Annotated in this window: 31 protein-coding genes and 1 other annotated feature; of the genes, 11 read left to right on the top strand and 20 right to left on the bottom strand. The window is 39.0% G+C overall.

Annotated elements, in window-relative coordinates:
* Window positions 1–279 precede the first annotated feature (279 nt).
* From ACIQ0H_RS09405 to ACIQ0H_RS09380, 6 genes are all read left to right on the top strand, one after another.
* Window positions 280–936, top strand: a complete 657-nt coding sequence (locus tag ACIQ0H_RS09405; protein ID WP_403413667.1) for a BMQ_0737 family morphogenetic spore coat protein — start codon at window positions 280–282, stop codon at window positions 934–936.
* A gap of 92 nt (window positions 937–1,028) precedes the next feature.
* Window positions 1,029–1,601 (top strand): hypothetical protein, encoded by a 573-nt coding sequence (locus tag ACIQ0H_RS09400; RefSeq protein ID WP_403413665.1) that lies wholly within the window; start codon window positions 1,029–1,031, stop codon window positions 1,599–1,601.
* The gene (locus tag ACIQ0H_RS09395) at window positions 1,598–1,882 is read left to right on the top strand and encodes a hypothetical protein (RefSeq protein WP_403413663.1); all 285 of its coding nucleotides are present in this window, start codon (window positions 1,598–1,600) and stop codon (window positions 1,880–1,882) included. Before ACIQ0H_RS09400 ends, ACIQ0H_RS09395 begins: the two co-directional genes overlap by 4 nt.
* A gap of 27 nt (window positions 1,883–1,909) precedes the next feature.
* Window positions 1,910–2,758: a coiled-coil domain-containing protein gene (locus tag ACIQ0H_RS09390; RefSeq protein WP_403413661.1), complete on the top strand. Its 849-nt coding sequence runs from the start codon at window positions 1,910–1,912 to the stop codon at window positions 2,756–2,758.
* A gap of 96 nt (window positions 2,759–2,854) precedes the next feature.
* Window positions 2,855–3,412, top strand: a complete 558-nt coding sequence (locus ACIQ0H_RS09385; protein ID WP_403414477.1) for an SLOG family protein — start codon at window positions 2,855–2,857, stop codon at window positions 3,410–3,412.
* 595 nt (window positions 3,413–4,007) lie between these two features.
* Entirely contained in the window at window positions 4,008–4,733 is a 726-nt protein-coding gene (locus ACIQ0H_RS09380) for a glycerophosphodiester phosphodiesterase (RefSeq protein ID WP_403413660.1), read from the top strand.
* Between the two features lie 15 nt (window positions 4,734–4,748).
* Here the strand turns inward: ACIQ0H_RS09380 and ACIQ0H_RS09375 are convergent, their stop codons facing one another.
* The 3 genes from ACIQ0H_RS09375 to ACIQ0H_RS09365 form a co-directional block, all read right to left on the bottom strand.
* Window positions 4,749–5,453: a gamma-glutamyl-gamma-aminobutyrate hydrolase family protein gene (locus ACIQ0H_RS09375; protein ID WP_403413658.1), complete on the bottom strand. Its 705-nt coding sequence runs from the start codon at window positions 5,451–5,453 to the stop codon at window positions 4,749–4,751.
* Window positions 5,454–5,586: 133 nt separating this feature from the next.
* Window positions 5,587–5,919 carry a thioredoxin family protein gene (locus tag ACIQ0H_RS09370; protein ID WP_403413656.1) on the bottom strand — a complete coding sequence of 111 codons (333 nt, stop codon included), beginning with the start codon at window positions 5,917–5,919 and terminating at the stop codon, window positions 5,587–5,589.
* 108 nt (window positions 5,920–6,027) lie between these two features.
* On the bottom strand, window positions 6,028–6,825 hold the full coding sequence (locus ACIQ0H_RS09365) for a GNAT family N-acetyltransferase (protein WP_403413654.1): 798 nt from the start codon (window positions 6,823–6,825) through the stop codon (window positions 6,028–6,030).
* 184 nt (window positions 6,826–7,009) lie between these two features.
* Between ACIQ0H_RS09365 and ACIQ0H_RS09360 the strand changes: the two genes are divergently transcribed.
* Window positions 7,010–7,963, top strand: coding sequence for a M23 family metallopeptidase (locus tag ACIQ0H_RS09360; RefSeq protein WP_403414475.1), 954 nt, complete (start codon window positions 7,010–7,012; stop codon window positions 7,961–7,963).
* Window positions 7,964–8,002: 39 nt separating this feature from the next.
* On the opposite strand, the gene ACIQ0H_RS09355 is transcribed toward ACIQ0H_RS09360, so the two are convergent.
* Window positions 8,003–10,030, bottom strand: coding sequence for a prolyl oligopeptidase family serine peptidase (locus ACIQ0H_RS09355; protein WP_403414472.1), 2,028 nt, complete (start codon window positions 10,028–10,030; stop codon window positions 8,003–8,005).
* Window positions 10,031–10,325: 295 nt separating this feature from the next.
* On the bottom strand, window positions 10,326–11,342 hold the full coding sequence (locus ACIQ0H_RS09350; protein WP_403413652.1) for an LLM class flavin-dependent oxidoreductase: 1,017 nt from the start codon (window positions 11,340–11,342) through the stop codon (window positions 10,326–10,328).
* Window positions 11,343–11,564: 222 nt separating this feature from the next.
* Window positions 11,565–11,803: a binding site (T-box leader), on the top strand.
* A gap of 72 nt (window positions 11,804–11,875) precedes the next feature.
* On the opposite strand from ACIQ0H_RS09350, the gene ACIQ0H_RS09345 reads away from it, so the two are divergent.
* The gene (locus ACIQ0H_RS09345; RefSeq protein WP_403413650.1) at window positions 11,876–13,036 is read left to right on the top strand and encodes a pyridoxal-phosphate-dependent aminotransferase family protein; all 1,161 of its coding nucleotides are present in this window, start codon (window positions 11,876–11,878) and stop codon (window positions 13,034–13,036) included.
* Window positions 13,037–14,623: a phosphoglycerate dehydrogenase gene (gene serA / locus ACIQ0H_RS09340; protein WP_403413649.1), complete on the top strand. Its 1,587-nt coding sequence runs from the start codon at window positions 13,037–13,039 to the stop codon at window positions 14,621–14,623.
* Window positions 14,624–14,716: 93 nt separating this feature from the next.
* Here serA and ACIQ0H_RS09335 read toward each other — a convergent pair whose 3' ends face one another.
* The 5 genes from ACIQ0H_RS09335 to ACIQ0H_RS09315 form a co-directional block, all read right to left on the bottom strand.
* Window positions 14,717–15,238 (bottom strand): carbon monoxide dehydrogenase, encoded by a 522-nt coding sequence (locus ACIQ0H_RS09335; RefSeq protein WP_403413647.1) that lies wholly within the window; start codon window positions 15,236–15,238, stop codon window positions 14,717–14,719.
* A gap of 280 nt (window positions 15,239–15,518) precedes the next feature.
* Window positions 15,519–16,283 carry a polysaccharide deacetylase family protein gene (locus ACIQ0H_RS09330; RefSeq protein ID WP_403413646.1) on the bottom strand — a complete coding sequence of 255 codons (765 nt, stop codon included), beginning with the start codon at window positions 16,281–16,283 and terminating at the stop codon, window positions 15,519–15,521.
* A gap of 347 nt (window positions 16,284–16,630) precedes the next feature.
* Entirely contained in the window at window positions 16,631–16,831 is a 201-nt protein-coding gene (locus ACIQ0H_RS09325; protein WP_403413644.1) for a hypothetical protein, read from the bottom strand.
* Window positions 16,832–16,961: 130 nt separating this feature from the next.
* The gene (locus ACIQ0H_RS09320; protein ID WP_403413642.1) at window positions 16,962–17,801 is read right to left on the bottom strand and encodes a DUF3888 domain-containing protein; all 840 of its coding nucleotides are present in this window, start codon (window positions 17,799–17,801) and stop codon (window positions 16,962–16,964) included.
* A 158-nt stretch (window positions 17,802–17,959) separates the two neighbouring features.
* Window positions 17,960–18,568, bottom strand: a complete 609-nt coding sequence (locus ACIQ0H_RS09315) for a hypothetical protein (RefSeq protein WP_403413640.1) — start codon at window positions 18,566–18,568, stop codon at window positions 17,960–17,962.
* Between the two features lie 390 nt (window positions 18,569–18,958).
* Between ACIQ0H_RS09315 and ACIQ0H_RS09310 the strand changes: the two genes are divergently transcribed.
* Window positions 18,959–19,426: a hypothetical protein gene (locus tag ACIQ0H_RS09310; protein WP_403413638.1), complete on the top strand. Its 468-nt coding sequence runs from the start codon at window positions 18,959–18,961 to the stop codon at window positions 19,424–19,426.
* 444 nt (window positions 19,427–19,870) lie between these two features.
* Here ACIQ0H_RS09310 and ACIQ0H_RS09305 read toward each other — a convergent pair whose 3' ends face one another.
* From ACIQ0H_RS09305 to ACIQ0H_RS09280, 6 genes are all read right to left on the bottom strand, one after another.
* The gene (locus ACIQ0H_RS09305; protein ID WP_403413636.1) at window positions 19,871–20,335 is read right to left on the bottom strand and encodes an NUDIX hydrolase; all 465 of its coding nucleotides are present in this window, start codon (window positions 20,333–20,335) and stop codon (window positions 19,871–19,873) included.
* Between the two features lie 579 nt (window positions 20,336–20,914).
* Entirely contained in the window at window positions 20,915–21,112 is a 198-nt protein-coding gene (locus ACIQ0H_RS09300) for a hypothetical protein (protein WP_403413635.1), read from the bottom strand.
* A 665-nt stretch (window positions 21,113–21,777) separates the two neighbouring features.
* Window positions 21,778–22,113 carry a hypothetical protein gene (locus ACIQ0H_RS09295; RefSeq protein WP_403413633.1) on the bottom strand — a complete coding sequence of 112 codons (336 nt, stop codon included), beginning with the start codon at window positions 22,111–22,113 and terminating at the stop codon, window positions 21,778–21,780.
* A 209-nt stretch (window positions 22,114–22,322) separates the two neighbouring features.
* Window positions 22,323–22,733, bottom strand: coding sequence for a hypothetical protein (locus tag ACIQ0H_RS09290; protein WP_403413631.1), 411 nt, complete (start codon window positions 22,731–22,733; stop codon window positions 22,323–22,325).
* A 58-nt stretch (window positions 22,734–22,791) separates the two neighbouring features.
* A complete protein-coding gene (locus ACIQ0H_RS09285) occupies window positions 22,792–22,995 on the bottom strand; it encodes a GNAT family N-acetyltransferase (protein ID WP_403414470.1) in 204 nt (67 codons plus the stop codon).
* 9 nt (window positions 22,996–23,004) lie between these two features.
* The gene (locus ACIQ0H_RS09280; protein ID WP_403413629.1) at window positions 23,005–23,304 is read right to left on the bottom strand and encodes a GNAT family N-acetyltransferase; all 300 of its coding nucleotides are present in this window, start codon (window positions 23,302–23,304) and stop codon (window positions 23,005–23,007) included.
* A gap of 145 nt (window positions 23,305–23,449) precedes the next feature.
* On the opposite strand from ACIQ0H_RS09280, the gene ACIQ0H_RS09275 reads away from it, so the two are divergent.
* Window positions 23,450–23,932, top strand: a complete 483-nt coding sequence (locus ACIQ0H_RS09275; protein ID WP_403413627.1) for a GNAT family N-acetyltransferase — start codon at window positions 23,450–23,452, stop codon at window positions 23,930–23,932.
* Between the two features lie 103 nt (window positions 23,933–24,035).
* Here ACIQ0H_RS09275 and ACIQ0H_RS09270 read toward each other — a convergent pair whose 3' ends face one another.
* The 4 genes from ACIQ0H_RS09270 to ACIQ0H_RS09255 form a co-directional block, all read right to left on the bottom strand.
* Window positions 24,036–24,296: a hypothetical protein gene (locus ACIQ0H_RS09270; RefSeq protein WP_403413625.1), complete on the bottom strand. Its 261-nt coding sequence runs from the start codon at window positions 24,294–24,296 to the stop codon at window positions 24,036–24,038.
* 369 nt (window positions 24,297–24,665) lie between these two features.
* On the bottom strand, window positions 24,666–25,157 hold the full coding sequence (locus tag ACIQ0H_RS09265) for a YjdJ family protein (RefSeq protein WP_403413623.1): 492 nt from the start codon (window positions 25,155–25,157) through the stop codon (window positions 24,666–24,668).
* A 67-nt stretch (window positions 25,158–25,224) separates the two neighbouring features.
* Window positions 25,225–25,674 (bottom strand): hypothetical protein, encoded by a 450-nt coding sequence (locus tag ACIQ0H_RS09260; protein ID WP_403413622.1) that lies wholly within the window; start codon window positions 25,672–25,674, stop codon window positions 25,225–25,227.
* A gap of 132 nt (window positions 25,675–25,806) precedes the next feature.
* The gene (locus ACIQ0H_RS09255) at window positions 25,807–26,064 is read right to left on the bottom strand and encodes a hypothetical protein (RefSeq protein ID WP_403413620.1); all 258 of its coding nucleotides are present in this window, start codon (window positions 26,062–26,064) and stop codon (window positions 25,807–25,809) included.
* Window positions 26,065–26,120: the final 56 nt, after the last annotated feature.

The following is a 26,120-nucleotide window of genomic DNA, read 5'->3' as shown; positions in this document are numbered from 1 at the left end:
ACTTTTCACCCCTTTACAGTACTTTACTAGTCTATTAATGATCTTTTATTTACGTGACAGATTGGTACCTTTCATGACCATTAAAAATAGAATAAAGAGCCCGACACTGTAATGTCGTCATCTTTCTCCAACACCACATGCAACCGAGCTACATCTCACATCCCCTTCAGGATGTAGTTGAAAAATAAAACCCAATAATTCATTTCTGCGCCCATACACAATTATCTACACATCATATGCTACGGGTGAAAGATAAAAAATTTGGAGGTGTCTGCAAAAATGCAAGACCAAAAGCCGTGTGAAGGTCAAGAAATAATTTGTGTTAATGTTGATAAGGTTTATGATTGGATCGTGAAAGAAAAGTCGTTTGAACTAACTCCTTCTGGGGCCATTCCTTTTCCAGCCGTGACAACAGCGACAAGTCTTACAGGTGCAGCCGTTACATGTGACGTCGCACCAGCTGCAGTAAGTCCAATCGTTATCCTGCATCGGGAAGATCGTACATTCTGCGTAGATGGTAAAAATGTATGCCTTCAACAGCTTACGATCCAAAAGAACTTTGATGTTACGGTTATCGTAACATTACCGAATGGTACGACGTTTAGTAGTGCTCCTATCTCAGTTTCTCGTTGTGAGTCAGCTACTCTATGCGCACCTGAAGGAACAGACGTAACAATAACGTACACAGATTTAGATTGCTTCGTATGTACGACTGGCGGGCTCACTGCCGGCGACGGTTCGATCACATTCACCGCTTTAACAATCTCCGTAGATACTTGCCAAAGCATCCAATCTACATTCCCAGTCACTGTTGAACTGCTAGCTGATTACTGCGAACCACGAGCAGATATTGTAGCAGGCTGTTCTCCACCAAGACGACCACAGCCATGCTCTGTTGTATTCCCAGATGCTGGCGGTGGCAATTGCTGTAACTGATAGCCGCCAATGGTGATAATAACCATGTACCTAACATATTATAAAGAGAGGATACTCCTCTCTTTATTTTTTTTGAAATGGAGGATGTAAAGATGAAAAATGTCACTCACGAGCTGGAAGCAACAGCGAAAAAACTTCAACAACAAACAAAATCCTACTTGGATGACATCAAAAAATTGATCGCTGAACCCAATGACTCCAACAAGGTACATGTCATTAGCTATTTCACTTATTCATTAAACATCTCCCATAACTCTGAACACTCGAGCCTATGTCTCGGGTCCTATCATATACATAATATAAGCAGTCATCCCATCACCAATCCTTATATATGCATAAAAATCCCCACTAAGTCCCCCTTCTCTTTTTCAGGGCGTTATGTGTATGAAAACTTCAAGCAATCATTGAAAAATGCCAGTCAATGGGAACGAATCAATGAAAAAACGAATACCGAAGAATTTTGGCTTAGACCTTTAGGAAAAGCATCCATTGAACCCAATGAGACCATTACATTTTCCAATTTCCAGATTAAATGGTCCCCTACAACATCCTATAGTGGTAGCATCATGGGGTTTACCTATAGCGATCAATCGGAAGAAGGCATCGCTGTCATTAATCCCATCAATCTTAACGGAACAATCCCTATATTGGAGGATGAAAAATGACTGACTTACGTAAAGAAGAACAAGTCATACGCCAATTTATGAAAAACCAACTAAACGATCGACAAGATGACAACCGAGAAAACGACAATAGCTTTATTTTTCTAGAAAAAGCTACACTGAATAGGTTGTTAAACCACCTACTGATAAATTCTGGGCAAACAACTTCGGGTGAATCGTCAGGGAGTTCACAAGGGGAGGTTATAGCGATCCTTGAAAAAATCATCGCCGATAGTAAAAATGATTTCGAAGAAATGATAACTTTTCTTAAAGAAGAAATGTAAAAAGACATTTGAAACGGAGGTGTACTGTTGAATAATGTCAACCGCAATGTTAGCGATTCTCTTCAGCTTCAACAAATGAATATCTTTTTAAGAGCGGAATTAGCGCGGCATAAACACGCATTGAAAAAATATCAAGATGGCTACCAGCATTCAGTCATCAAGAAGTTGGAACAAGAAAATAATCAATTAATAAATGAAAAAGAGGATCTTGCCGGGGAATTGTATAGGCTAAACAAAGAATTAGTCAAGCGATCAAGTGAGCATAAAGAACAGGTCCATTTACACAACATCCAACAGATAAAACAGACCCGCTCCATCGATTCCCTGCAAAAAACAACCGAGAAACTATGGACCACCAACAAGCAATTGACTGAAGAGAATCTTCAATTAAAAATCAAATCCCCTCCAAATGCCAACAACTCCTCTGCCCCTCCTGGTGAGACGGCAGAGAAAAGTAAAACGCTGGAACAATTTGAACAGAAACTTATTCAGGTCATCCAACAAGCTGAACAACAACTACACACAAAATTAGAACGTCTCGATAGGACAAACCAAAAACAAAACCAATTAGAGAAAACCATACGACATTTACTCACAGAAATTGAACAAAAAAATAATACAATCGGCACATTACAACACGAACTTGCCACATTAAAAAAGAAAGGCGAACAACAATCAACTACAGCGCCAATTGACAACGACATGCTTATGCAGTTAGATCGGCAAATCAAAGAGCTGTTAGCCCAATCTATGGAGTTTGAAGAAAAATTGGATGCTAAGTTGATTGTGCTCAGTACGTTAGAACACGAATTGGATCAACTTACCTCCGAAATCAATGGAATGACCGTTCTTAGTCCCCTGATGAAGAAATCCTAACTTCCCTCCCATACAATATTTCTGCTAAACTATGATTAGCCCACAAGCGGAATAAAACGACTTTGGTATCAAAAAAGTCGCGGGAGGCGAAAAAATATCGTAAAACGCTTAGTCGTCACAGGGTATAAACAACATGAGCTTGGCATATTTGATGACAAACATCCTGGGATTCGATTCATTAAAAAAGCATTGGAAAAACGGCTCATCGCCTTGATAGATGAGGGATTGGAATGGGTCATCGTAAGTGGACAGTTAGGCACTGAAACATGGGCTGCAGAAGTCGTGATTGACCTCAAGGAAGAGTATAAGGAATTGAAATATGCCCTTATTACTCCTTTCCTTGAACAAGAAAAAAATTGGAATGATATGAAGAAAGAGACCTACCATCGCATTGTTGCGAAAGCAGATTTCCATACAAGTTTGACAAAAAGGCCCTATGAAGCCCCTTGGCAATTTATCGAAAAAGATAAGTTTTTCATGCGAAATTCCGATGGTATATTGATTATTTATGATGAAGAAAATGATGGTTCGCCGAAGTTTGTCAAAAAAGCCGCAGAAAACTATGCAGTGCACTCCGATTACAAAGTCTTCACCATCACCGCTGATGATTTACAAGTCATCGCGGAAGATGAACAATTGAGTGAATGGCAGTGATTTTTTATTGCAACCGTTACTATATATGTTGAACTTATGATTTCTACATAATCTCCAGCGAAGGCGTCTACTGGGGTAGCCGAAGCAATAAGACTGACAGCGTTTTTTTGTCTGGCTTATTGCGGGAGGCATCCCCAAGCGCCGAGCGTTGTTAGTGGGATTCTTAAATTCAACATATATAGCTCTATCGTTTTATTGAATATAATTGACAGCCCACACTGTTAATGGTATAGTAAATTAGTTAACAAATTAGGTAACTGTCAAGATTTGAATATCTGGCATTCTACAAATGTTTTTGAGAATACTTATTCACACTGGCGCGACTATAGGGTCGCAAGGACGCAAAAGTAGGTAGGGTTTGCGTTGCTTAGGTTAGAGAACACCCAGTGGAACAATGACCGCGGCACTGAAAGCTTATCCTTTCTTAGGAAATTATTCCCCGATGATTCGGGATGAAAATTTACATTCAAAACTTCAATGTTACCGACAATATGAAGGGGTGTTCTCAACTATGAGGGCATCCCTTTTCCAATGGAATTTGCTTCACTTTCTCATACATACTACAATATAACAAAAACAATGAGGTGGTCGACCTATGAATATTTACGCACATCGCGGTTCATCCGGCACACATCCTGAAAATACCATTGCTGCTTTCCAGGAAGCTGCACGCCTTCCCATACACGGCGTTGAATTTGATGTTCATCTGACAAAAGACGGGAAACTTGTTGTGATCCATGACGAAACAATTGACCGTACTTCGAATGGAACAGGCTATGTCAAAGACATGACACTTGCGCAGTTGAAAGCCTTTGATTTCGGTAGCTGGTTTTCTCCAGATTTCAGAGGGCAATCCATCCCAACACTACATGAAGTACTTCAAGTATTTGCTGAAACAACGCATCATCTAAACATTGAACTCAAGTCGGATATTTTCCCATATGAGGGCATGGCGGAGAAAGTGGTAGGTATTATTGGAGAGTTGGAGCTTGATGCTCGAGTGGTCTTATCGTCTTTCGATCATGGAGCGATCCGAAACGTAAAACAACTTGCCCCACATTTGGAAACAGCTGCTCTGTTCATGGAAGTGTTAGTGGATCCGTTAGATTATGTACGTGCTATCCCAGCAGATGCGCTGCATCTATTTTTCCCTTCAGCACTGCGACCTTCTATTCGCCAAGTATTGGAGACAGACGCAATCGTGCGCACCTTCACTGTCAACGAAATACAATACGCCCGAGTCCTACAAGACATCGGTGTGACGGCTATCTTTACTGACTTCCCAGAAAAAATCATGATGGATTTAAAAGAAAAAAGCTGAGAATATCAGCTTTTTTCATTTACCACAAGCGGCTATAAACCTGTCAAATATCCGTAAAGAAACGGATTCCCCTTTTAACGCCATTCGCTCAGGGTGCCACTGGACGCCGAGGACAAATTTTTTGTCGACGCTTTCAATGGCTTCTATAATGCCATCACTCGCCATTCCAGAAACAGTAAACACAGGTGGTACATCTTTCAACGATTGATGATGAAATGAATTCACTTGAATGCGTTCACTACACGCGATATCTTCCAGTAAACTTCCCTTTTCCAATCGAACAACGTGGGATTGATGCGCTTGAGGTGCGTTTTGTACATGTTGCAGCATAAGCCCCACATTTTGTTGATGAAGATCCTGGTATAACGTTCCGCCAACCGCAACATTCAACAGTTGAATACCTCTACATATACCCAAGATTGGTTTATCTTCCACCAACATGTGACGCGCCAGTTCAAGTTCAAATAAATCCCTATTCGGCGAAACTTCACCTAGATGTGTGTGCGGCTCCTCATTGAACAATAGGGGATTAATATCATTACCACCAGTCAATAAAAGACCATCCAATAAGGCAACGACTTGGGCAATATCATCCACATTTCCTATTGGAACAATCAATGGCAATCCACCCGCACGGATAATCGCCTGCATATAATCATTTCTCAAAAAATGCTGATCATTTTTCTCCACATCCGGTGTTATTCCGATAATCGGCTTCACCTACTGATCCCCCCGAATTAAGCTGTGATCCTGAAACCCCAAAACATTTGTGACATCCACTGCAGGCTTAACTCACTTCAGCAGAATTTGCATCCCGCTGAATGAAATCGCTATTTTGGATTAACCTCTTCAATCAAACCTGTGGTGCCGACTGAGTAAGTGAATTAATGAACTCCTCAATCTCTGCTTGTGTTTTGCGATCTTTACTAACAAATCGACCTACTTCTACCCCACTATGGAATCCGATAAAGCTTGGAATACCGAAAATATCAAGCTCTCCACATAGATCGATAAACTCATCACGGTCTACATAGATAAATGTATATTCCGGATAATCTGCTTCAATGCCTGGTAAAAACGGCTCAATCACGCGACAATCCGGGCACCAATCCGCAGAAAACATAAAGATTGTACGCTCCTCATTTTTTAGCTGTTCGAATTGTTCCATTGATTGTAGTTTTTCCATTGCTAATCACTCCTATTTTTTAATAATTACACACATGTTAATTGTATCATTTCCGGAACTACTATTTCATATTTTCAGTGAATTTTCATGCCATCCACCTCATTACGTTCACTTATCGAAACGCCACATGCACCACTTTCCAATATCTACAAATCCCAGCCTTTTATAGATCGAACCTGCGGCAGGATTATCATAAAATAGGCAGAGCATCTTGCCCTCACTTAATAATTCAGCACATAAGATGGACATGCACATGGAAGCCAGCCCTTGTTTCTCAAATCCAGGCAAGGTTCCTACACCAACAATCATAGCCGATTGGCTATTTTCCGCCGTACTTGACGCTGAACTAATGATTCTACCCTCTTCTTCAATGAAATATGTGCGTGCTGATCCATTGCCAAGTGTATCGCGTTTATGTTCCACATTGAATGTACTCATAGAAAACTCAGGGATACTCACCATTTGATCAATGATTCGTTCAGCATCATCAGGTTTCGCTTTTTCCACTTCAATTTGCGCAGAAACCTGTTGTAAATCAGCAATACTTTCACATTTTGCATAATACAGCACACGGGGATTGGATGCTTTGACAGCTAGATACGGCTCCAATTTTTGAACAATATGCTCGATTCCAGAAATAAATTCATATTGTTCATCCTGATTAATCGTTTCAGCAAATCCCTTCGCATCGTATTCTCGCGGTGCATAGACAATGAAATTGCCTGCATATTTCAATAAAACGCCACGAAGCTCACCATTATCCGTGAAATCGCCCCACAATTTCTGAATCGGATTGTCAAACCCATATGCTTCAATATCCCCAATAATAAACAAATTTTCCGCCGGTTTTTCAGATACAAAATCCAGCGTACTCGTTCTGTCTTCTTCTGTAAGAATTCGAATCATCCCATCAACCCCATTTTATTTTTAGGGATAATCTTACCATATAGCACTTCCTAAACACAATCCGAAAAATTTATCTAATGGAATCAACTGCCAAAACTTATGACAAATAAAATTCTCCAATCGGGGAATTCTATCTACACGTATCAAAGGAGGTTTTTTCGTGCGTCATTGGTTGTTATTACCGATGTATATCATCATGTTATCTTTATTGTTTTACACAGTTGTTTCGGCCGAAGAGGAACCGACTAACGAACAGCGGATGGAGCTTTATTTACAATTTGACAGCATGGAAGTACCTTGGTTTAACTTGGCTGCTATTGATCAGTTTGAGCGTAATATCCAACAAGTGCGAAAAGATATTCCGACAAGAGAAGGACCCGTAGCCATCCAATTTTCCGATGAGTATTGGGCAGGTGCACTCAATCCAGCTCAAACGGATACTTCCCCTGCATCCATTGATTTTTTTGATGGCAATGGGCAGGATGGTGATGGAGATGACATCGCTGATTCGAACAATCCGAAAGACGTGCTTTCTACAATGGCTACTTATTTAAGCGGCTACGGCCAAGCAGAAGAGGATTTCAAATTGGCTTTATGGGATTATTACAAGCAAGAAGAAACGGTTAACCAAATTATGACCATTGCCAAATTGTATCAGCACTTCGAAACATTGGATTTGGATGAGCACGCCTTTCCCGTCCCCACAAATTACGATTACAGTTATAAAGGGACATGGGGAGCAAGTAGAGGATGGGGCGGCAGACGGATTCATGAAGGCACCGATCTCTTTGCCGGCTATAGTACTCCCGTACGATCCACGTCCTATGGGGTCGTCGAAGTCATGGGATGGAACGAATTTGGCGGCTGGCGTGTCGGTATTCGCGACAATCATAATACGTATCATTACTTTGCCCATTTAGCTTATTTTAATAAGGACATTAAAGTAGGCGATATCGTTGAACCTAGAACCATCATTGGTTTTGTCGGTAGTTCTGGCTACGGCAAAGAAGGAACTTCAGGTAAATTCCCTCCCCATCTTCACTACGGCATGTACAAATATAACGGTCGAACAGAATGGGCTTTTGATCCATATCCGTCGCTTAGAATTTGGGAACAGCAAGACAAAAAACTAAAATAAAAATGCCTGGCACCGATTTTTTTCGATGCCAGGCTTTATTTACGTTAATGTTTTAAACAAAAACGAATACATATCCGTTTGTTCTTCAATAATTTTCACAGTCGGTTTGCCAAGTCCGTGTCCTGCATTCTTCTCTACACGTAGAAGAATTGGATTTTCACCTTGATACGCAGCCTGCAACGTTGCCGCAAACTTCATCGCATGCAAAGGAACAACACGGTCATCCGTATCCGCCGTTGTCACAAGTGTCGGTGGGTATTCGACCCCATCTTTAACATTATGAAGCGGAGAATACTTGTACATGAACTTGAAATGCTCCGGATTCGCTTCCGCATTGCCATAATCCGTCACCCAATAACGGCCGACTGTAAATTTATGATAGCGTAGCATATCGATCACAGGAACTTGACAAAGTGCCGCCCCGTATAGATCCGGACGCTGTGTCACACAGGCAGCTACAAGCAATCCACCATTACTTCCACCCATAATGGCGAGCTTTTTACCATTCGTATAATTTTGTTCAATCAACCACTCCGCCGCCGCGATGAAGTCATCAAAGACGTTCTGCTTATTCTCCAACGTCCCAGCTTTATACCATTCTTCGCCGAATTCGCCACCGCCACGTAAATTGGCAACAGCGTACACGCCACCCGCCTCTATCCACATGCGCTGCGAAGGCGAGAATCCCGGCGTTAAATTGACGTTAAAACCGCCATAACCATACAACAGCACTCGGTTATCACCCGTCAATTCCAACCCTTTTCGATGCGTCAAGAACATCGGAATCCTTGTCCCATCTTTAGATGGATAAAATACTTGCGTCGTCTCAAAACCTTCCGTATCAAACAGTCCAGACTGCTGGAATACCGATTCCAACTGATCCTGCTCAAAATCATAGCGCGCAATCGTTGTGGGCACTAAGTAAGACGTATAACCAATGAACATCGATGTCGCTGTCTTCTTGCCTGACAGCCCCACCATCGAAACATAGCCAGGAAGCGGCACTTCTTTCAGTATATTCCCTTCCATATCCAAGATACTCAGTTGATCATGCGCATTATGCAAATGGCAAACGACGAATTGTTTATTTATGATTTGTGCAAATGACAAGACATCATCCCGCTCAGCAACAACATCCACCCAATGCTCTTTCCCTGGGTTATCCAACTGCACGGCAATAACTTTCTCCTTTGGCGCACCATAATTCGTTGTGAAATAAAAGAGTCTATCCTCATTACCAATAAATGAATACTCTCCATCATCATCCGCCAACAAATGCACAAATCCCTCATCAGATTGCTCATCACGATAATAGATACGACTCTTATTTTCCGTCCCTTTCCATACTGATAAAATCAAATATCGATAATCATCGGAAAACGATGGATTGAAAGACAGCTCTTTATCTTCAGTATCTTCATAGACCAATGTATCGTCTTGTTGCACAGTACCAACAGTATGCCAGTAGACGCGATTATAATTACTTTCATCTTCCGAATCCACAGTCCCCGGCTCTGGAAAACGATTATAATAAAAGCCACTCCCCTCTTCATTCCAGGCAATACTACTGAATTTACACCACTTGATAAGATCTGGCTCATCCTTGCCCGTTTGTAAATCACGTACACGAATCTCCTGCCAGTCACTACCATTCACTGAAATGCCATACGCCAAACGGCTGCCATCCTTTGTGAATGCCAGATTGGTAATCGCCGCCGTGCCCTCTTCATTCAATGTATTCGGGTCGATAATTACCTCAAACTCATTCGCATCTAAGTCCTTCGTCCGATAAAAAACAGCCTGATTTTGCAAGCCATCATTTTTATGAAAATAGAAATACTCTCCTTCTTTTTGTGGTACGGAGTATTTCGGATAATTCCAGGATTTCGTCAACTTTTCTTTCACGTTTTCCCGCTCTGGATACTTGGCTAAAAAAGAATGGGTTTTGTCATTTTGCGCATCCACCCAATTTTTCACTTCTTCCGCTTCCGGGTTTTCCAACCAGCGATACGGATCTGCCACATCTGTTCCGTGATAATTGTCAATTACTATTTCTCTCTTTGTCATAACGTTCAACCCGCTTCCCCCTCGCAACAATGGATTTCAACTATATTTTACCACACGGCCGATATAATCGAATGATTTTTCTGAATTAACTACTTAAATTAAATAAAAGAATCCTTTCAAATCCGCTGCAGCGCTAGGGAAGGCCTTCCGCCACAAGCCTAGCTGCTGCGCTGCTAGTCTTATGGCTACGGCTCTCCCTTATAAGGCGCCTGCGCTGCATTCACTTACTCAACAGATATAGGCAAACAAAAAACCACAATCCATTTACGAATTGTGGTCTTTCTGCTCGCTACATTCAGTCCATCATCTCTGCAATGATCTCATAAGAACGCAAACGTGCTTGTTGATCGAAAATTTGCGAGTTAATGATTAACTCATTAGCCTTTGTTTCTAGTATAAAGCTCTCCAATTTCCGTTTAACCGTTTCTGGACTTCCCACAATGGTCGAACGGGAATCGAGTGTTTGCTCAATTGATGCCCGTTCCTGCGCTGACCAGACCTCGTTGATGTTATCAATTGGTGGTTGTAGTTGCGTCGGCATCCCTCTTGTTAAGCTAAGAAATTGCTGCTGTTGGGAAGTAGCCAACCAGTGGGCTTTTTCGTCCGTCTCTGCGGCAATAACATTAATGCCAAGCATTGCATAAGGCGTTTGCAAAAATGAAGATGGTCTGAAGTTTTGATGATAGAGTTGCAACGCCTGTAATGTATAGGCAGGTGCGAAATGGCTGGCGAAAGAAAACGGCAACCCTTCCTGTGCCGCAAGTCGCGCACTGAAGCCACTCGAACCAAGCAACCACATCGGAACGTCTTGCCCTTCACCAGGAAATGCGCGAACACGGGCAACACGATCGGGCTTAAAATAGGCTTGGAGTTCAGCCAATTGTTCTGGAAAATCATCGCCGCTACTTTGCAATGTTCGGCGCAAGGCATAAGCCGTTGCTTGGTCTGAACCAGGCGCACGACCTAATCCCAAATCGATTCTACCAGGGTAAATCGCTTCAAGCGTACCGAATTGCTCCGCTATAACAAGTGGCGCGTGGTTCGGCAGCATAATGCCGCCCGAGCCAACACGTATACTTTTTGTCGCACCCGCAATATGTCCAATCAGCACCGAAGTTGCAGAACTACCAATTCCCGGCATATTATGATGCTCAGCTAACCAGTAGCGATTGAATCCCCACTCTTCCACATGTCGGGCCAGCTCCACACTATTTTTGAAAGACTGCCCCGCGTTACTGCCTGCATTGATAGGCGAAAGGTCCAAAACGGATAGCGGTATGGCATTGAATTTCTTTATGTTAGAGGATAACAAACTCACTCACTCCTTATTTCATTGTCATCCAAAATCATACCGCTGCAAACAATATTCCTCTACCAATCCGACTCCACAATTCATTTTTCATTATTTTTTAATCAAATCCAAAATAAAGCGCTTACAAAAAATTCTTTTCAGCGATGTAACGCATTAAAGCAAAATAGACGCTTGACATTTGGTTTTCATTTGTTATGATAAGTTCTAAATTCAATAACGACTTCAACTGTAATGATGGAGACAAGCTTTAAGTGATGAAATCTTAAGAGAGCTGATGGGTGGTGCAAATCAGTGATTTCAACGTAAAGTAGCACTCCGGAATAGATAGGCTGAAATTTTAGTAGGCCCATCCGTCCCATGCGCGTTAAGCATGCTAACGAAGACTGTCAGATGTTGTTTACATCCGCTGACAGTAAATCAGGGTGGTACCGCGTGAGCTAATCTAGCTTTTCGCCCCTTACAATTATTTGTAAGGGGCGGAAGGCTTTTTTTGTTTCCCAAAAATATATTCAAACAATTAGGAGGAAAAAACTATGTTACAAGATCAACAATTTCTAAGAATCCCAGGGCCAAGCCCAATTCCACCAAGTGTGCAGCGTGCAATGAGCCAACCAATGATTGGTCACCGCGGGAAAGAAACATCCGCTATGTTACAAACGATCAAACCAGGACTTCAACAAGTATTCGGCACGAAACAGGATGTGGCGATCATTACCGGAAGCGGAACAGCCGGCTTAGAAGCTTCAGTTGTCAATATCGTTCAACCAGGTGATGAAGTATTAGTCATCGTCACGGGTGCATTCGGTGACCGCTTCACGAAAATTTGTGATGCCTACAGCATTAAGGCACATCGTTTGGATGTAGAGTGGGGCCAAGCACTTCAACCAGAAGCTGTTCAACAATATGTACAAGCAAACCCAGCCATTAAAGCCGTATTCTCTACATATTGTGAAACATCAACCGGAATTTTGAACCCAATCAAAGAACTGGCAACTGCCATTCGTGATGTATCAGATGCACTGATTGTCGTAGACGGCGTGTCATGTGTCGGCGGTGTGCAGACGGAAATGGATGCTTGGGGAATTGACATCATGGTAACGGGTTCCCAGAAAGCATTTATGCTACCTGCTGGTCTGACATTCGTGTCAGCAAGTGAACGTGCATGGGCGATTATTGAAGCCAACACACAACGCGGCTTTTACCTTGACCTTACAAAATACCGTGACAATTTGCTAAAAGATACAACACCATTTACACCTGCATTATCTTTATTGTTCGGTCTTCAACAAGTGCTTCAATTGATAGACGCTGAAGGTTTGGAGCAAGTATACGCACGCCACACATTGATGATGAACATGACACGCGCTGCTTTTAAAGCGTTGGATATACCTTTATTGACAACTGACGAGCATGCTTCCCCTACTGTGACGGCAGTTAAACCTGAAGACTTTGACGCCGAAGCATTCAGAAAAGTCATTAAACAAGAGTTTGGATTAACAGTAGCAGGTGGACAACAGCATTTAAGCGGCAAAATATTCCGCGTTGGTCATATGGGCTATTGTTCTCCAGCAGACGTTCTACAGACAATTAGTATGATTGAAATCGGCTTACTAAAAGTCGGTAAAAAAATCATGCTAGGTACAGGCGTCGCAGCAGCACAACAAATCTATGTAAACGAAGGAGAATTGGTTTAAATGGCTTTTAACATACTAATTAGCGACCCACTCAGCGAAGATGGTATTTTCCCTTTACGACAAGCAGAAGGTTTTAACGTTGTCATCGATACAACGAATACACCAGAAGAACTTGCCGAAAAAATCAAGGACTACGACGCTTTACTCGTCAGAAGTCAAACACAAGTGACACGTGAAATCATTGAAAAAGCAACCAACTTAAAAATTATTGGCCGTGCAGGTGTGGGTGTCGATAACATCGACTTGGATGCCGCAACGGAAAGAGGAATTATCGTTGTAAACGCTCCTGACGGCAACACGAACTCAGCAGCTGAGCACACAATCGCCATGCTTATGTCTTTGGCACGTAAAATTCCACAAGCCTTTAATTCATTAAAAAATGGACAATGGGACCGTAAATCATTCATCGGTGTCGAATTAAAAAATAAAACACTTGGCGTCATCGGCATGGGACGCATCGGTGCAGAAGTGGCAGCAAGAGCCAAAGGACAACGCATGCACGTCGTTGCTTATGATCCATTTTTAACAGAAGAAAAAGCGAAGAAAATGGGCATCACACTGGGGTCAGTAGAAGAAGTCTTAAAAGCAGCTGATTTCATCACAGTTCATACGCCTTTATTGAAAGAAACAAAGCATATGATCAATAAAGAAGCATTCGAAATCATGAAAGACGGCGTTCAAATTGTCAACTGTGCGCGCGGCGGTATTATCGATGAAGATGCTTTGTATGATGCCATTGTATCGAAAAAAGTTGCTGGAGCCGCACTCGATGTCTTTGAAACAGAGCCATTTGTTGGCCATAAGCTACTCACGCTTCCAGAAGTCATCGCAACACCACACTTAGGTGCAAGTACTGTAGAAGCACAGGAAATTGTTGCAATTGACGTCAGCCGTGATGTTGTCAGCTTCTTTAGCGGCGGCACCGTTCGAAATCCAGTAAACCTACCTTCTGTATCAAAAGAAGTGTTGGCGAAAATCGAACCTTTCTTTGATTTAGCAGAAAAACTCGGGATTTTCTTATCTCGTCTATCCAATAAAGTCATCGAAGAAGTCAACATCTACTACTCAGGTGATCTAGCAGAGTCTGATGTTCGACCATTGACACGTAACACACTCAAAGGCTTATTGACACGTAATCTTGGCAACCACGTCAACGATGTTAACGCTAAATTCTTGGCTGAGCGTTTTGGCATAGCAGTAAACGAACACAAAACATCTACAACTAAAGGCTTTTCTAACTTGGTGACAGTGGAAGTTACAACAGCAAGCGGTATCCGTCGTGTTTCTGGTACCCTTCTCAATGGATTAGGTGCTCGGATTGTTAAAGTCGACGACAACTTAGTAGACATTAACCCAGAAGGTCATTTACTATTCATCAAACACAAAGACCAACCAGGTGTAATCGGACGTGTTGGTACACTACTCGCGATCGAAAACATTAACATCGCAACGATGCAAGTTGGGCGGTCAACAGTGGGCGGCAATGCCATTATGATGCTCACTGTCGATCATCATGTTGCAACAGAAAACGTTGATCATTTAAAAGCACTCGAAGACATTTATGATGTCATTGCGATTGACCTATAAGCTAATACAATGGAAAAAACCGCTTCGTCCCCCGGGCATTCCTCGGCTGACGAAGTGGTTTTTTTCGGTTTACATATATCAGTTCAACATTCGTTATTCAACGGAGTTAGCAATTTCAACAAATGTATCAGGCGTTACGTTCGAAGCCCTTTTATCGATCCCAAGCATATATTGCCACTCACCATTTTCAAAAATAAAAAAATTAAATAATTGATGTTCGAAATAAATGGCTTTCTGCCCATTTTTAAGTGTATAGACTTCCTGATTGGCGACATCCTTAAAATTGATTTTATTTTTCAAGGGGCGAATATCGATTTTATAATGATTTTCTACTGCTTTTTCATTCACAAACTTGATTTCCAGTGAGTCATTGATCTTATATTTCTTATCTTCATTAAATCGTCCGAATTGGTGGGTAAAAGGAATAGAAGGCTTGATTGTCGGCAACTTCACATCTTGTTTAAAGTGATTTTCGAATCCTTTAACCGCTGCTTCAACAGATATATATCCCACTTCGGCGTACCCCTCTTCAAGCGATGGGGGTTCATCGTTCGGATTTGCAAACATCTTTTCATTAGTGGAAAAACAAATCGTGACACAGATTATCGAAAGCAAAAAACAAATACTCCTTTGTATTTGTCACACCTCCTTATTTTTAATAAATAGCTCTCCCAATAATATAAAAGTTATCGTTCATTAACCGCCCTTTTAGTTGTTTATCCAGTAAGCTTTATAATTACCTTATTGGCCCGATAGTTCATCTATATGGTGCTTTTCTATGAGCTTTTCCAATGAATTTTTCAAATGACGTACAAAGGTTTCATATCTGACATTTAATTATTGCCCGAATATCTGCTGCGTCCGATCCTTGATATCTTGCTGTACTTTCATTCGTTCATTCTTTTCCCTCGATCTTCTTTCTATTGTCTTTATCATTATTACTTGCTTTTTGAATCTCAAGGAGTTCAGATATCGTCACAAATGTATATCCTTGCTTTTTAAGTTCTGGTAATATTTTTTTTATAGCTTTTACCGTTTGTTCACGATTTCCACCCCCGTCATGAAACAACACCACGTTCCCAGGCTTCGTACCTTTCAAGACAATATCCACAATTTTATTTACGCCTGGATTTTTCCAATCTAATGTATCCATATGCCATGACCACATAACTACTTTATATCCTTCTTTCACAACTGCATCAATCAAATCATCATCATATCGTCCTTCAACAGGCCGAAATAATGTCGGAGAAAATCCACTGATACTATAAATCGTTTCATTTGTTTGTCTTATCTCTTCAAGTAAATTGGGAACATTCGATCTTAATGGATGCGTATAAGTATGATTCGCTAATTCATGTCCTTCTTCAAACATACGTGAAACAACATTAGGGTTTTTCTCTGCATATTCTCCAACTATAAAAAATGTTGCTCGTGCATCATATTCCGCCAATAAATCTAAAATCTCAGTAGTGTACTTTCGATGAGGACCATCATCAAATGTCAAAGCGATAATTTTTTCATCGGTGTTTATTTCCCATAAGATTTGTCCTTTTTCTTCGTAATACTTTCTCCCTTTATCGGCGAATGTACTTTCATATACGAAAAACACTAAGAAAATCAATGTGCATAGGGTTATAAAATGATAAAACTTCTTCAAATGCTCACTCTACTCCTCGCCAGAAATATTTATTTCTTATTATCTGTCTAATCATCAAAAAGATGCACTAAATAAAGAAACATTTTTATAGAGGTTTAAAATTGCTATTACTCCTTACACATGAAAAATAATCTATCTTTCCCCTTTCACTTAATTTATCTCACCAAATACTTCCACTTATAATGATCCACTTGCGAGCTAACATTATTCAGCTACTGCTATCAAGCGCATGATCAATCTGCAACAACAAGTCCTTGCAAATAAAACCTCATATTGTCGACCTCGAAGCACTTTCACCCCTGTGAGCTCTAGCAAATAGCAATAGCCCTCAATTTCTTTTTCTCGAACTAAGCATCCGCTGCCTTCTTCTTCCGTTTGCAAACCGGTTCTTTTTTCCAAAAGATTGTTTTAGCTATATTATGATGTTGTTGATTTCTGCAAAAAATAAAAGAGAACCTCGTATGATGAGGTTCTCTCTCTTCTTCAAATAAAGCATTCGTTAACCAACCATGAAACGCAAAATATGAAAGGTAAATAAGTTCTTTCATGGAAGTTGAAGAAGGATTAGGACACGATATCTTTTAATTCCGCTAAAAATCGAGTTTGAAAGACCGCTTCAAATACTACACACTGGAACCATATACACACATTATATATTATTTAAAAAGCCTAACTGAATTAATCAGTAGGCTTATTTTTTCCCCATACATACCATGGTAATTTATAATCCATTTTCTTACCTTGTTCACTATTTTTATCTGTTACTATCCAATTACCATCTTTCTTTTGTACTTTATAATTTACATTTGTACCATCAGACAGTTTAAAGAGCATATAACCTGTGTTGTCTTTTATAAAGGTAACAGGGTCAATAACATTTTTGTTGGGTATCTTTCTCTCAGGAAGCAAAATGTTGGTTACTATTTCTTCTGCAATATTAAATAGAGATTTAAATTCCTTATTTATTTCTGTTTGGTATTGCAATTGATTGTATGTGTAAGAAGAGTAATACTCTAAATTCAAATTAAAAGACTGTTTTATATCTGAAAGTGTTGCTTTATAAAATTCATTTATATCCTTTTCTAATTTATCTCCCTCATGTTGAAAGCTAACTGTTTTAACACCAAATGGGTCTATATTGAAAGTCATTGTTTCCTTACCATAAGGAGGGTCATGTGCATGATCAAATGTAGTGACTTGGACTTTTGTAATAAAGCCAAACTGCCCCTCATGCCTGATGATACTCAGAATCTTAGCATCATATAAACCATATTGCTTGGGATAGCCATAATAATTAATAATTTCCTTTTGTATGGATGGGTCAAGGGTTGTAATCAATGTATCATATATAAGTTTATAATCAGGTTGCTCACTTTGGGCATCAAGATTTTCTGAAATTAATGTTAACAAAGCCTCTTTGTATAAGTCCTCATTCGGGGGTTTTTCCGCAGCCACTTGATGGTTATTAATATGGATACTAAGGAGAACAAAAGATAATATTACCAGGATTTTCTTCATCGAATACTCCTTTACTATAGTTTTAATTAATGAGTATTTTCCCCTGAAATCTTTAAATTATTCTTCAACTAACCTGCTGCGTTAGCGCAATAAGAGAAGCCATTATTGTTGCGCCGGTAAAGCACCCCTTTAGGTGAAGCAAGAATTACTCGTTCCCATTACTGAATATGAAATTTTAATCTTCTTTCGACGAATGTTTTTTCATCTTTAGTTCCAAATCCGTACCCATCTGAAATAATTGAATTTACGGGAACGTGCGGAATTAAAGCTATCCTCCAATTATCACTCTCTAATACAAGAACTACAAAAAAATAGTTAATCCCATTTATGTGATACTCATCTTCGTGGAAAACCATATAATCAACTGCAACATAGAATATTTTCTTATTAGCATATTGATCAATATAACGAGTTGGTACATAACCTTCAGCATAGTCGTATGGTAGCTCTTTCCACTTTAGCAATCGAGCTTTTCTAATATTGAGTAACCCTAACTTTTTTTCTTGGTTTTCTTTATCATCTAAAAAGCTTCTCATTAGCTTTGCTTCTTCCTTTACATACCACTTATCTACATTTGCCCTTCGACTTTCATTGATATCGTTAAAATAGCCCTCCATTACTCCTATTGCAGGATTATTTCCATCTTCAGTATAGCTTTCGCCAATGGAAGGAAAAGGTTGGTCCGAATTTGCAATGACTGTTCCATAAATCCCCTCACAAATCAATGTGCAAAATAAAGCCAAAAAAAGACAACCACTCTTGTTCAAATTCATCACCCAACATATATTTGAATTTAGTATCTCCAGTTCAGTTACAACAATCCTTATTCAAGTAAAATTTCACGCATTGCGATTTTCTACAATAAGACCTTCGCTTCTCAATAGTGTTGTTACGTAGAGATAATTCTTGGACTGTACGCTATAATTATGAAGAGTTCAAAAACGACAGAAAAGTCAAATTAAAAAAAGGAGAGATTCGTTGATAAAAAATAAAACGGCACTCATTAGCGAAGCTATCATTTTAGGAATATGTATGTATTTATTTTTCCCATTCCCTAATCATAAAATGATAGACGCACGTGTAACATTTATGTCGTTCCCAATCCAGAGGGCTATGTTCCACTCGGAATAATAGGGTCCATTTTATTTACGCTTGCTATGATTTTAGTTGTCCTCGGTTTAAAGAAGTATCATCTTCGAACGATCATCATCGTCGCCATCGCATACACATTTATTCCAATGTTTCTCATTACAGCATATCAAGAGACGTTTGCTCGTGGGATTTCAGCCATTTCATATGATGGAAACGGCTCATGCCTATTTATGCGTGCAGGCAAAGACTTACTATCTGGAGATTGTACCCTCACGTTACATAATCGAAGCAATAATGCGGTGTCATTCGAGGTGGAGTTTCTAGATTCTTTTTTCATGGGCGAAGGATTACAAATGGAGTCACTCATGAATCTAGCTGGTCCTTATAAGATTACAATAGAAGCAAATCGCAAGAAGACTATTCAGCTAAATGAATTACTCGATGTATCCAATATTCCAAAGCATATAAAGGAAGGGGGATCAAGCTATATTCATTTTAAATTAAGTGATGGGGAGACCGAACGCATTTTATAATGATAGACATCTCAGCATATAAAGAACTATCTTGTGAATGCAACAAAGCATAGTCGGTACCATGTCGACTATGCTTTTACTTTTCGGTATCAGCAACCCTTGGGCTCGTAGGCGATGATAAGGCGAATCAAACACTGTTAATAACACTATCAAGCTTCCAATTCATATAACAACCGAGCTGTCCATTAGTTGGATTTTTACCTATCAAGTTCCCTTCGCACACATCTATTCCGAAAACGCACCGCTTCTGCCACGTTTTTCGCCAGTGATTGTCGTAAGACTCATTACTCTTTGCTAATGAACTTACTAGTGGAGAACGTCAAGAAAGTACAAATATACATCGTTAACGATTTTGAAAGATAAAAAAACCTAACTCCTCCGTATCTTGAACGAGGAATTAGGCGTATGATCTTAAAAAATTGCTCCCTATAGTTGAAAAAAAGTCTACATAAGCTTTCCAAACACCCTGAAACCTACTTTAAGTATAGAAATTTTAAAAGGGGATACAAATATAGAATCTTTTATTACCACATTTTTATGTTTCAAGTAGTTTTTAATTTGTTTTCTCCTATTAGGAATCATAAATAAAGGCAACTTTTTAGGGGTAAACCATTCCACCTTTTCCGTTTCAGGACCATCCTTGATTGGCAACCCGTTATTCACTTCTCCTAAGAATAAATGTTGCAAATCATCAGATTGAGGTTGATGATACTCCCCTATTTTCCGTTTAATTGAAATGATATACCCTGTTTCCTCTTCCGTTTCCCGTACAGCACAATCTTCTAATAGTTCATCCTTTTCCAATGTACCTCCCGGTAAATCCCAGAGAGGATAATCTTTTCGTTTAACTAACAGTATACGGTTCTCTTCATTTATAACAATAGTAAAACAACCAGAGGATTTTGCCATATCAATGATTACTCCTTTTGAACTCTACTGCTACATCCGTTCAAGTTTTTCGTTTCACAATCAGGCGCGATTGTGAAACACCCCTTTGCCATTATCACGCCCGTAAATTGAAAAAAGCATTTTAAGGTTCTTGAAAACCAAATGTTGCCATAAGAAAAATAAAAAGATAACAACATAGTGCTACGATATTTATTCCAATTAAACTTATTCTTACATCACCTTTAATTCCAAACCATCCAAATATGACTCCTGACAACCCTAACACACAAGGCAAATACAAACTTATGTCAATGACGCCAAGAAATAACTTGTCATTCCAGAGTGGAGTCGCCACCAACATCAACAATATCAGGGATAATAAGGAAAAACACTTCTTTATCATTTTCGACTTAACTTTTACGATGATATAGTAACTTGCGATAAAAAATAACAACAAAATAAGCCACGCCATTACATCATCCCTTTCTTAAAGTCCTACTTATTTCCCCTCATCATTCAATCTCTCTAGCGTATTCCAACATCCATTTCTTCGACAATCTTGACCTTTTGTTCAGCATTAGCGCCCTAACTTTTGATTAATCATTTGAAAAGGACATACAAAATAGGCGTAAGCAATGCTATGCTGAGACAAATGATGGCCGCTAATTTTGATTGTCTCGTAATTCGTTCATCTTCCTTGTGTACGTTTTCAATAAATGAAAGGGTGTAAGAAAAACAAAAGATAATAAATAGTACTGAAATAATTCCTACCCAGCCCGCAATTTCTATGTTAACCACATTTGTTTCCTCCTTGCCTGAAAAGCTTACTTAGGGAATATGCAATTTAACATTCAAGCCCTATCGAAACTTATGTTGACTATTGTTTTCGGTGTCGTAAAGTCGATCATCGCCTCAAATGATTATTCATTCCGCTCCACTTTTTTCTGTTTCTTATTATCAATAATTTTAAATAAAAAGAACACTAGACTACAAGAAAAAACCATCGACATCACACCTGTAACCGCACGCATTATAAAGGTATCATTAGTGAAACCGTATAAAATATGTCCCACACAATAGATCCATGATATACCTATAAATAATTTATATAATAGATTCTTCATAAAAAATTCTCCCTTGAATAAACTGCTCTTTTCCTCTCCGTCAAAACATCCCATTAAAAAAAATCATAACTTAGCAAAGTTCGAATGATGTAATTTGCACCTATCCTAACTCATCGAATGACTACAGTTTAACGAATGTGAAGTTTTCACATCCCCAACAATTAAATCTAAAAGTAGACTTACCCTATTCCGTGTATAATCGCTGAAATCACATAATATGTGATGACCCCTAAAAAAAATATTTTTATATTTCGCTTGTTTATGTATTTTTTCACTTACCCACTCCCTTCCCCGGATAATCTAACTAGTTAAACCGGTCTTATCGAAGTAATAGTCCTGTTAGCGATAGAAAAATATATAAAAAACCACAAAAAGTAATGCTAACCCATATTTCCTGACATTTCCAATAACACTATTCGCCTTCCAACATGTAACGATTTTGTAAGCAATGCCAATGGTAAATAAAATAACTGCTATATCACCCAATAGTAAAATATCAAAAATCATAAAACCAATTACCAAAAGCAAGTATCCCAGAACTAGAAAAAAGTCAAAAATAAGAACGATAGGTTGCTTCTTTTGTTCGTCTGTTAATTTTGCAAAGTCTTTTTTCAAAGCGATAAGGCTTCCAATAATTAAAAATCCCCCGAAGATGATTTGAACAATTAATCCCACAAAAAACGCACCCTTCGTACTCATCTATCCCCATACTGAAGTCTTTATGGCTCATGCTACTCATTACATAAGCAATCCTTTATGGGCATATAATTAAATGGAGTTACTCTATTTTTTTATATAGGAGGCTGCCTTATCAATCCGGCTAGTCCAACCATAAAACTCCACTCATGTTCCAGAAATTTATCCCTAGGCTTAAACAGAGAATATTAACTTTCAACAAAAAGTTCTTCTATCAGCTCCACTACCTGGTTATTTGGGATATAGTAAAAATCATCAATTTTAGATGTATCAAAAAAGATTTTTACTTCATTTCCCTCAAAAATTTTTACTGAATATAGATAACCCACACTACCTTCTTGTTTGTCTGCAGGTTCAAAAGTAATGTCTTTGAGGCTCTCTAGCCAATCATCGATCATCTCTTTATCCGTAAACTTCTTTAGTTCCCCATTACCGTGCCTAATTTCTATTTCTGTTACATCAGAAAGATTAGCGGGATAAATTTCTTCGAAGGTCCTCGGCATAAGTGAACGCTCTGACTGGCAACCGACTAACCCAAACAAGCATATACACAAAATAATGAATCTACATTTGTTTAATTTCATTCGCTCATTCCCCATGTAAGTCATCAAAAAATTTGATTTCCGTTAGTCCGACAACAGCCTCACTATTATTGCCCTACAAAGATCGCCTATATTGAATTAGTTGGGTTTCCATTCCTAAGTATTCTTCTTTACCAATCCTACTGATTTCTTTAAATCCTATTTTCTCCAGCATTTTTCTGGAACGATTATTCGATTCGTGGCTTTCAGCATTAAAAACGGTAATTCCTAACTTCTTAACCGCGTAATCCATCATACATAGAATCAAATTTGACCCAATTCCTCGTCCCTATAACGCACGCTCACCAATTGCAATACCTAATTCAGCTGTATGATCTTTCATGCAGGCTAAATCGACATAGCCAACTAATCTTTGTTCAAATTCTATTCCCATTCGAATAAAATCATCAGCTTCCAAACTTACACAATGAAGCCACCATCTATGTAATTCTTCTTCACTTCTATTTTTCTCCCATCCATTCGCTAAACAAAAAACGTCATCCTTACTCCAATTTAAAACGGTCTTATAGTCATCTATGCTTAAAGGTCTAATTTTTTTAGTAGGTGCAACTCCATGACTAATGTTCATTCTTCTACCCCTCTCGATAGTTAGAATAATTAGACTTATTAAAACAGTTAAAGTTTCAGTTACTCCCCGAACTGTTCGATTGAATTTTGCAATTCCAAAAGAAATGATATAGTTAAAAGTATCTCTTGATGAAAGTAGTGGCGCTATGATTATCACCCGATTCAATACAACTGACACCGAAGAAATCCTTCACTTATTTTATGATACCGTCCACACCATTAACGCCAAAGACTATTCGAAAGAACAGTTAGATGCTTGGGTTCATTCGGCTGATTTGGATAGCAAAATTGAAAGTTGGAGTGAGAGTTTAAGCAAAAATAGTACGTTTGTCGCCAAGATAAACGATAAGATTGTGGGTTTTGGTGATTTAACACACGATGGCATGCTAGATAGACTTTATGTTCATAAAAACTATCAAAGAAAAGGCATTGCATCTGCTTTACTACAGAAACTTGAATCTGAGGCACTGACATTACACAAGCAGGAAATACTGACATACGCCAGTATTACGGCAAAGCCTTTTTTCGAAATCCATGGCTATTCGCTCATTAGTACGAATCATGTCGAGCGCAAAGGTATAACACTAACGAATTTTCTTATGAAAAAGATTTGCTCATTGCCTACATAATCTACAAGTAAATTGACGAAGATAAGGCGAGCACTTGATGTATGACAGCCCATTTTTAGGAACATCAAAACAACAGTTACATTGCCTTCGCTCCATTCGACAATCACTTTAATAATATTTTTTTACCTAAGCCTATCATCACTATAAAAAGAATTGCGACTCCTGTAATTGACAGTAAACCGAAAGAAGGAGATGCAATCAGCCCAAATGCTATTTCATCTTGAAGTACCACTACTCCGCCCTGTGAAAAGGGAGCATCAGTTTTATAATTCTTCGTTTTAATATAACCGGCTACCATCATACCTACTATATAGATTATATGAACTGCGATTGCAGCGATAATTGATTGAAGGACAACTTTCATATAGACACCTCCACACTAGTTTTTCCTTGTATTGGATCTACTGTTGACAAGTCGGAACAAAATCGCCAGCAACAGGAGAACAATTGGCTTAAGCCCCACATATTTAACAGCATGATTCGCCCCTGAAAAATAGTAAGCAATTGGTATAAAAGTAAGCAATTGGTATAAAAGTAAGCAATTGGTATAAAAGTAACTGCACTGATTAACATGAAAAACCCAGAACGTCTAATGACACCTAATCCTAATGTTCCTATTGAAACCAATAATGAAAGATTCCACAGTATAAGCAAAATAAAATCCTCCGTTTCACTTTTTTTCGACCACCGGCTTTAAACATTCTTCAGACTTACAAAAGATGATCCCCTTAACTTATTTCATGAACAAGCGAAGTACCGCCTCTTTCGCATTCCGATTAACGAATCTAAGCAGTGCGATAACGATCGATCCTATCCCGATTAGTAGAAAACTAACGAAAAAGATTTTCAAACCCATAGTCGGGGAATTTGATACAAAACCACTTAACACTAAAAATAAAACGCCAATTCCAGATAGGAAAACCGACAATGATCGATCGCTACGATTGAATAACTTGTATCCTATAAGGAATACGAGGTATGTACCACTCAGTAACATAAGTAAAGGAAATGTAGGTGCAAATTTTGCTGCATAGACAAAACGGTCAATTGGTAAAATATCATTTACGACTTCCACTTGTCCATTTGCCATCTGCGAAAAGATAGCAGTATGTTTCCATTCCCAAGGAATCTCTGCAATCGTGCCACCTTCATACCAAGCTGCGCCAGTAGAAAAGAGTAAAACGATTGAAGCTAAACCAAATTGGACAAGCATCTTAAAAGACAATTGAATCACCTCATATAGATTAATGATTATAGAAAGGCACCATGTTCGTTGCATAAGAAAACGGTATTTACTTAATTTCATTACGAAGTTTTATAATGATTTGGATTGTAAGTAGGATGCTAAATAAAGTAATGGCTAGAAGTAAAATACGATCGTCCTTAGAATAGTTAGAGCCCTGACTAACAATCAACCACAAGATACAAGAAAGTGAGTTTAATCTGAATAGAATCCCCCATAAAACTTCCTTTACTATTTTATACATTCTATTACCGATTAAATTCCTAATATAAAAGTAAATAATCAAACCTATTCCTAAAGCTATAAGCCACGATTTCCCAAAAGATGAAGTGAAAGATATCGGCTCTTCCCATACCATATCTATATAAATTAAATTAAAGAGGTTGGCCATATTGAACATAATGATAAAGAGAAGTACACAGACGTATAAAATCCATTCACCCACATAAATCAATGGAAAAATAGCCTTTTCCAATATTTTCCACTCTCCTATTTTCACCTTTTCACACCTAAAAATTTCATAATTCACGTGCTAAGCAACACTGGTTTCATTCCATCGTAGCCCTTTCATAATTTTGTTTGGGCATCAATTATTTCATCACCGTGCCCGCTACTTAAATGTGGAACCCTCCTATACACTATCACGTTCTCTCCGACTAAAATGTTCCATCAATTCAAGTGTCCATTTACTTTTACTACGTTTAACAAGAAAATAGGGCCTGTTTTGTAACAAATGATAACCTAGTTGATATGGCTCAAATAGATATCTCAATGTATAAATCGGATCGGGAATGGCTAACGTTTCGTAAATATAGCGCATTAAGTAAACTGCAAAAAGCCCTGTCGGCTTAAGTAAACGCTCTGACTGAATGGCAACCCACTCTTCCACTATTGCACTAACTAGCCGTTAACGCCTTCACTTTTTTGTCAAATATCGTTTATAAA

The sequence above is a fragment of the Sporosarcina sp. NPDC096371 genome, assembly GCF_044762865.1.
In the GTDB taxonomy this organism is placed as follows: domain Bacteria; phylum Bacillota; class Bacilli; order Bacillales_A; family Planococcaceae; genus Sporosarcina.
This window is presented reverse-complemented; position numbering and strand designations above follow the sequence as displayed.

Coding starts and splice junctions, on each gene's coding strand:
- ACIQ0H_RS09325 (WP_403413644.1), bottom strand. CDS start 16,831: ATGAAAGAACTTATTTACCTTTCATATTTTGCGTTTCATGGTTGGTTA.
- ACIQ0H_RS09400 (WP_403413665.1), top strand. CDS start 1,029: ATGAAAAATGTCACTCACGAGCTGGAAGCAACAGCGAAAAAACTTCAA.
- ACIQ0H_RS09355 (WP_403414472.1), bottom strand. CDS start 10,030: ATGACAAAGAGAGAAATAGTAATTGACAATTATCACGGAACAGATGTG.
- ACIQ0H_RS09280 (WP_403413629.1), bottom strand. CDS start 23,304: ATGAACATTAGTCATGGAGTTGCACCTACTAAAAAAATTAGACCTTTA.
- ACIQ0H_RS09305 (WP_403413636.1), bottom strand. CDS start 20,335: ATGGCAAAATCCTCTGGTTGTTTTACTATTGTTATAAATGAAGAGAAC.
- ACIQ0H_RS09270 (WP_403413625.1), bottom strand. CDS start 24,296: ATGAAAGTTGTCCTTCAATCAATTATCGCTGCAATCGCAGTTCATATA.
- ACIQ0H_RS09395 (WP_403413663.1), top strand. CDS start 1,598: ATGACTGACTTACGTAAAGAAGAACAAGTCATACGCCAATTTATGAAA.
- ACIQ0H_RS09380 (WP_403413660.1), top strand. CDS start 4,008: ATGAATATTTACGCACATCGCGGTTCATCCGGCACACATCCTGAAAAT.
- ACIQ0H_RS09345 (WP_403413650.1), top strand. CDS start 11,876: ATGTTACAAGATCAACAATTTCTAAGAATCCCAGGGCCAAGCCCAATT.
- ACIQ0H_RS09320 (WP_403413642.1), bottom strand. CDS start 17,801: ATGAAGAAAATCCTGGTAATATTATCTTTTGTTCTCCTTAGTATCCAT.
- ACIQ0H_RS09405 (WP_403413667.1), top strand. CDS start 280: ATGCAAGACCAAAAGCCGTGTGAAGGTCAAGAAATAATTTGTGTTAAT.
- ACIQ0H_RS09365 (WP_403413654.1), bottom strand. CDS start 6,825: ATGATTCGAATTCTTACAGAAGAAGACAGAACGAGTACGCTGGATTTT.
- ACIQ0H_RS09360 (WP_403414475.1), top strand. CDS start 7,010: ATGTATATCATCATGTTATCTTTATTGTTTTACACAGTTGTTTCGGCC.
- ACIQ0H_RS09290 (WP_403413631.1), bottom strand. CDS start 22,733: ATGGGGAATGAGCGAATGAAATTAAACAAATGTAGATTCATTATTTTG.
- ACIQ0H_RS09370 (WP_403413656.1), bottom strand. CDS start 5,919: ATGGAAAAACTACAATCAATGGAACAATTCGAACAGCTAAAAAATGAG.
- ACIQ0H_RS09275 (WP_403413627.1), top strand. CDS start 23,450: ATGATTATCACCCGATTCAATACAACTGACACCGAAGAAATCCTTCAC.
- ACIQ0H_RS09310 (WP_403413638.1), top strand. CDS start 18,959: ATGATTTTAGTTGTCCTCGGTTTAAAGAAGTATCATCTTCGAACGATC.
- serA (WP_403413649.1), top strand. CDS start 13,037: ATGGCTTTTAACATACTAATTAGCGACCCACTCAGCGAAGATGGTATT.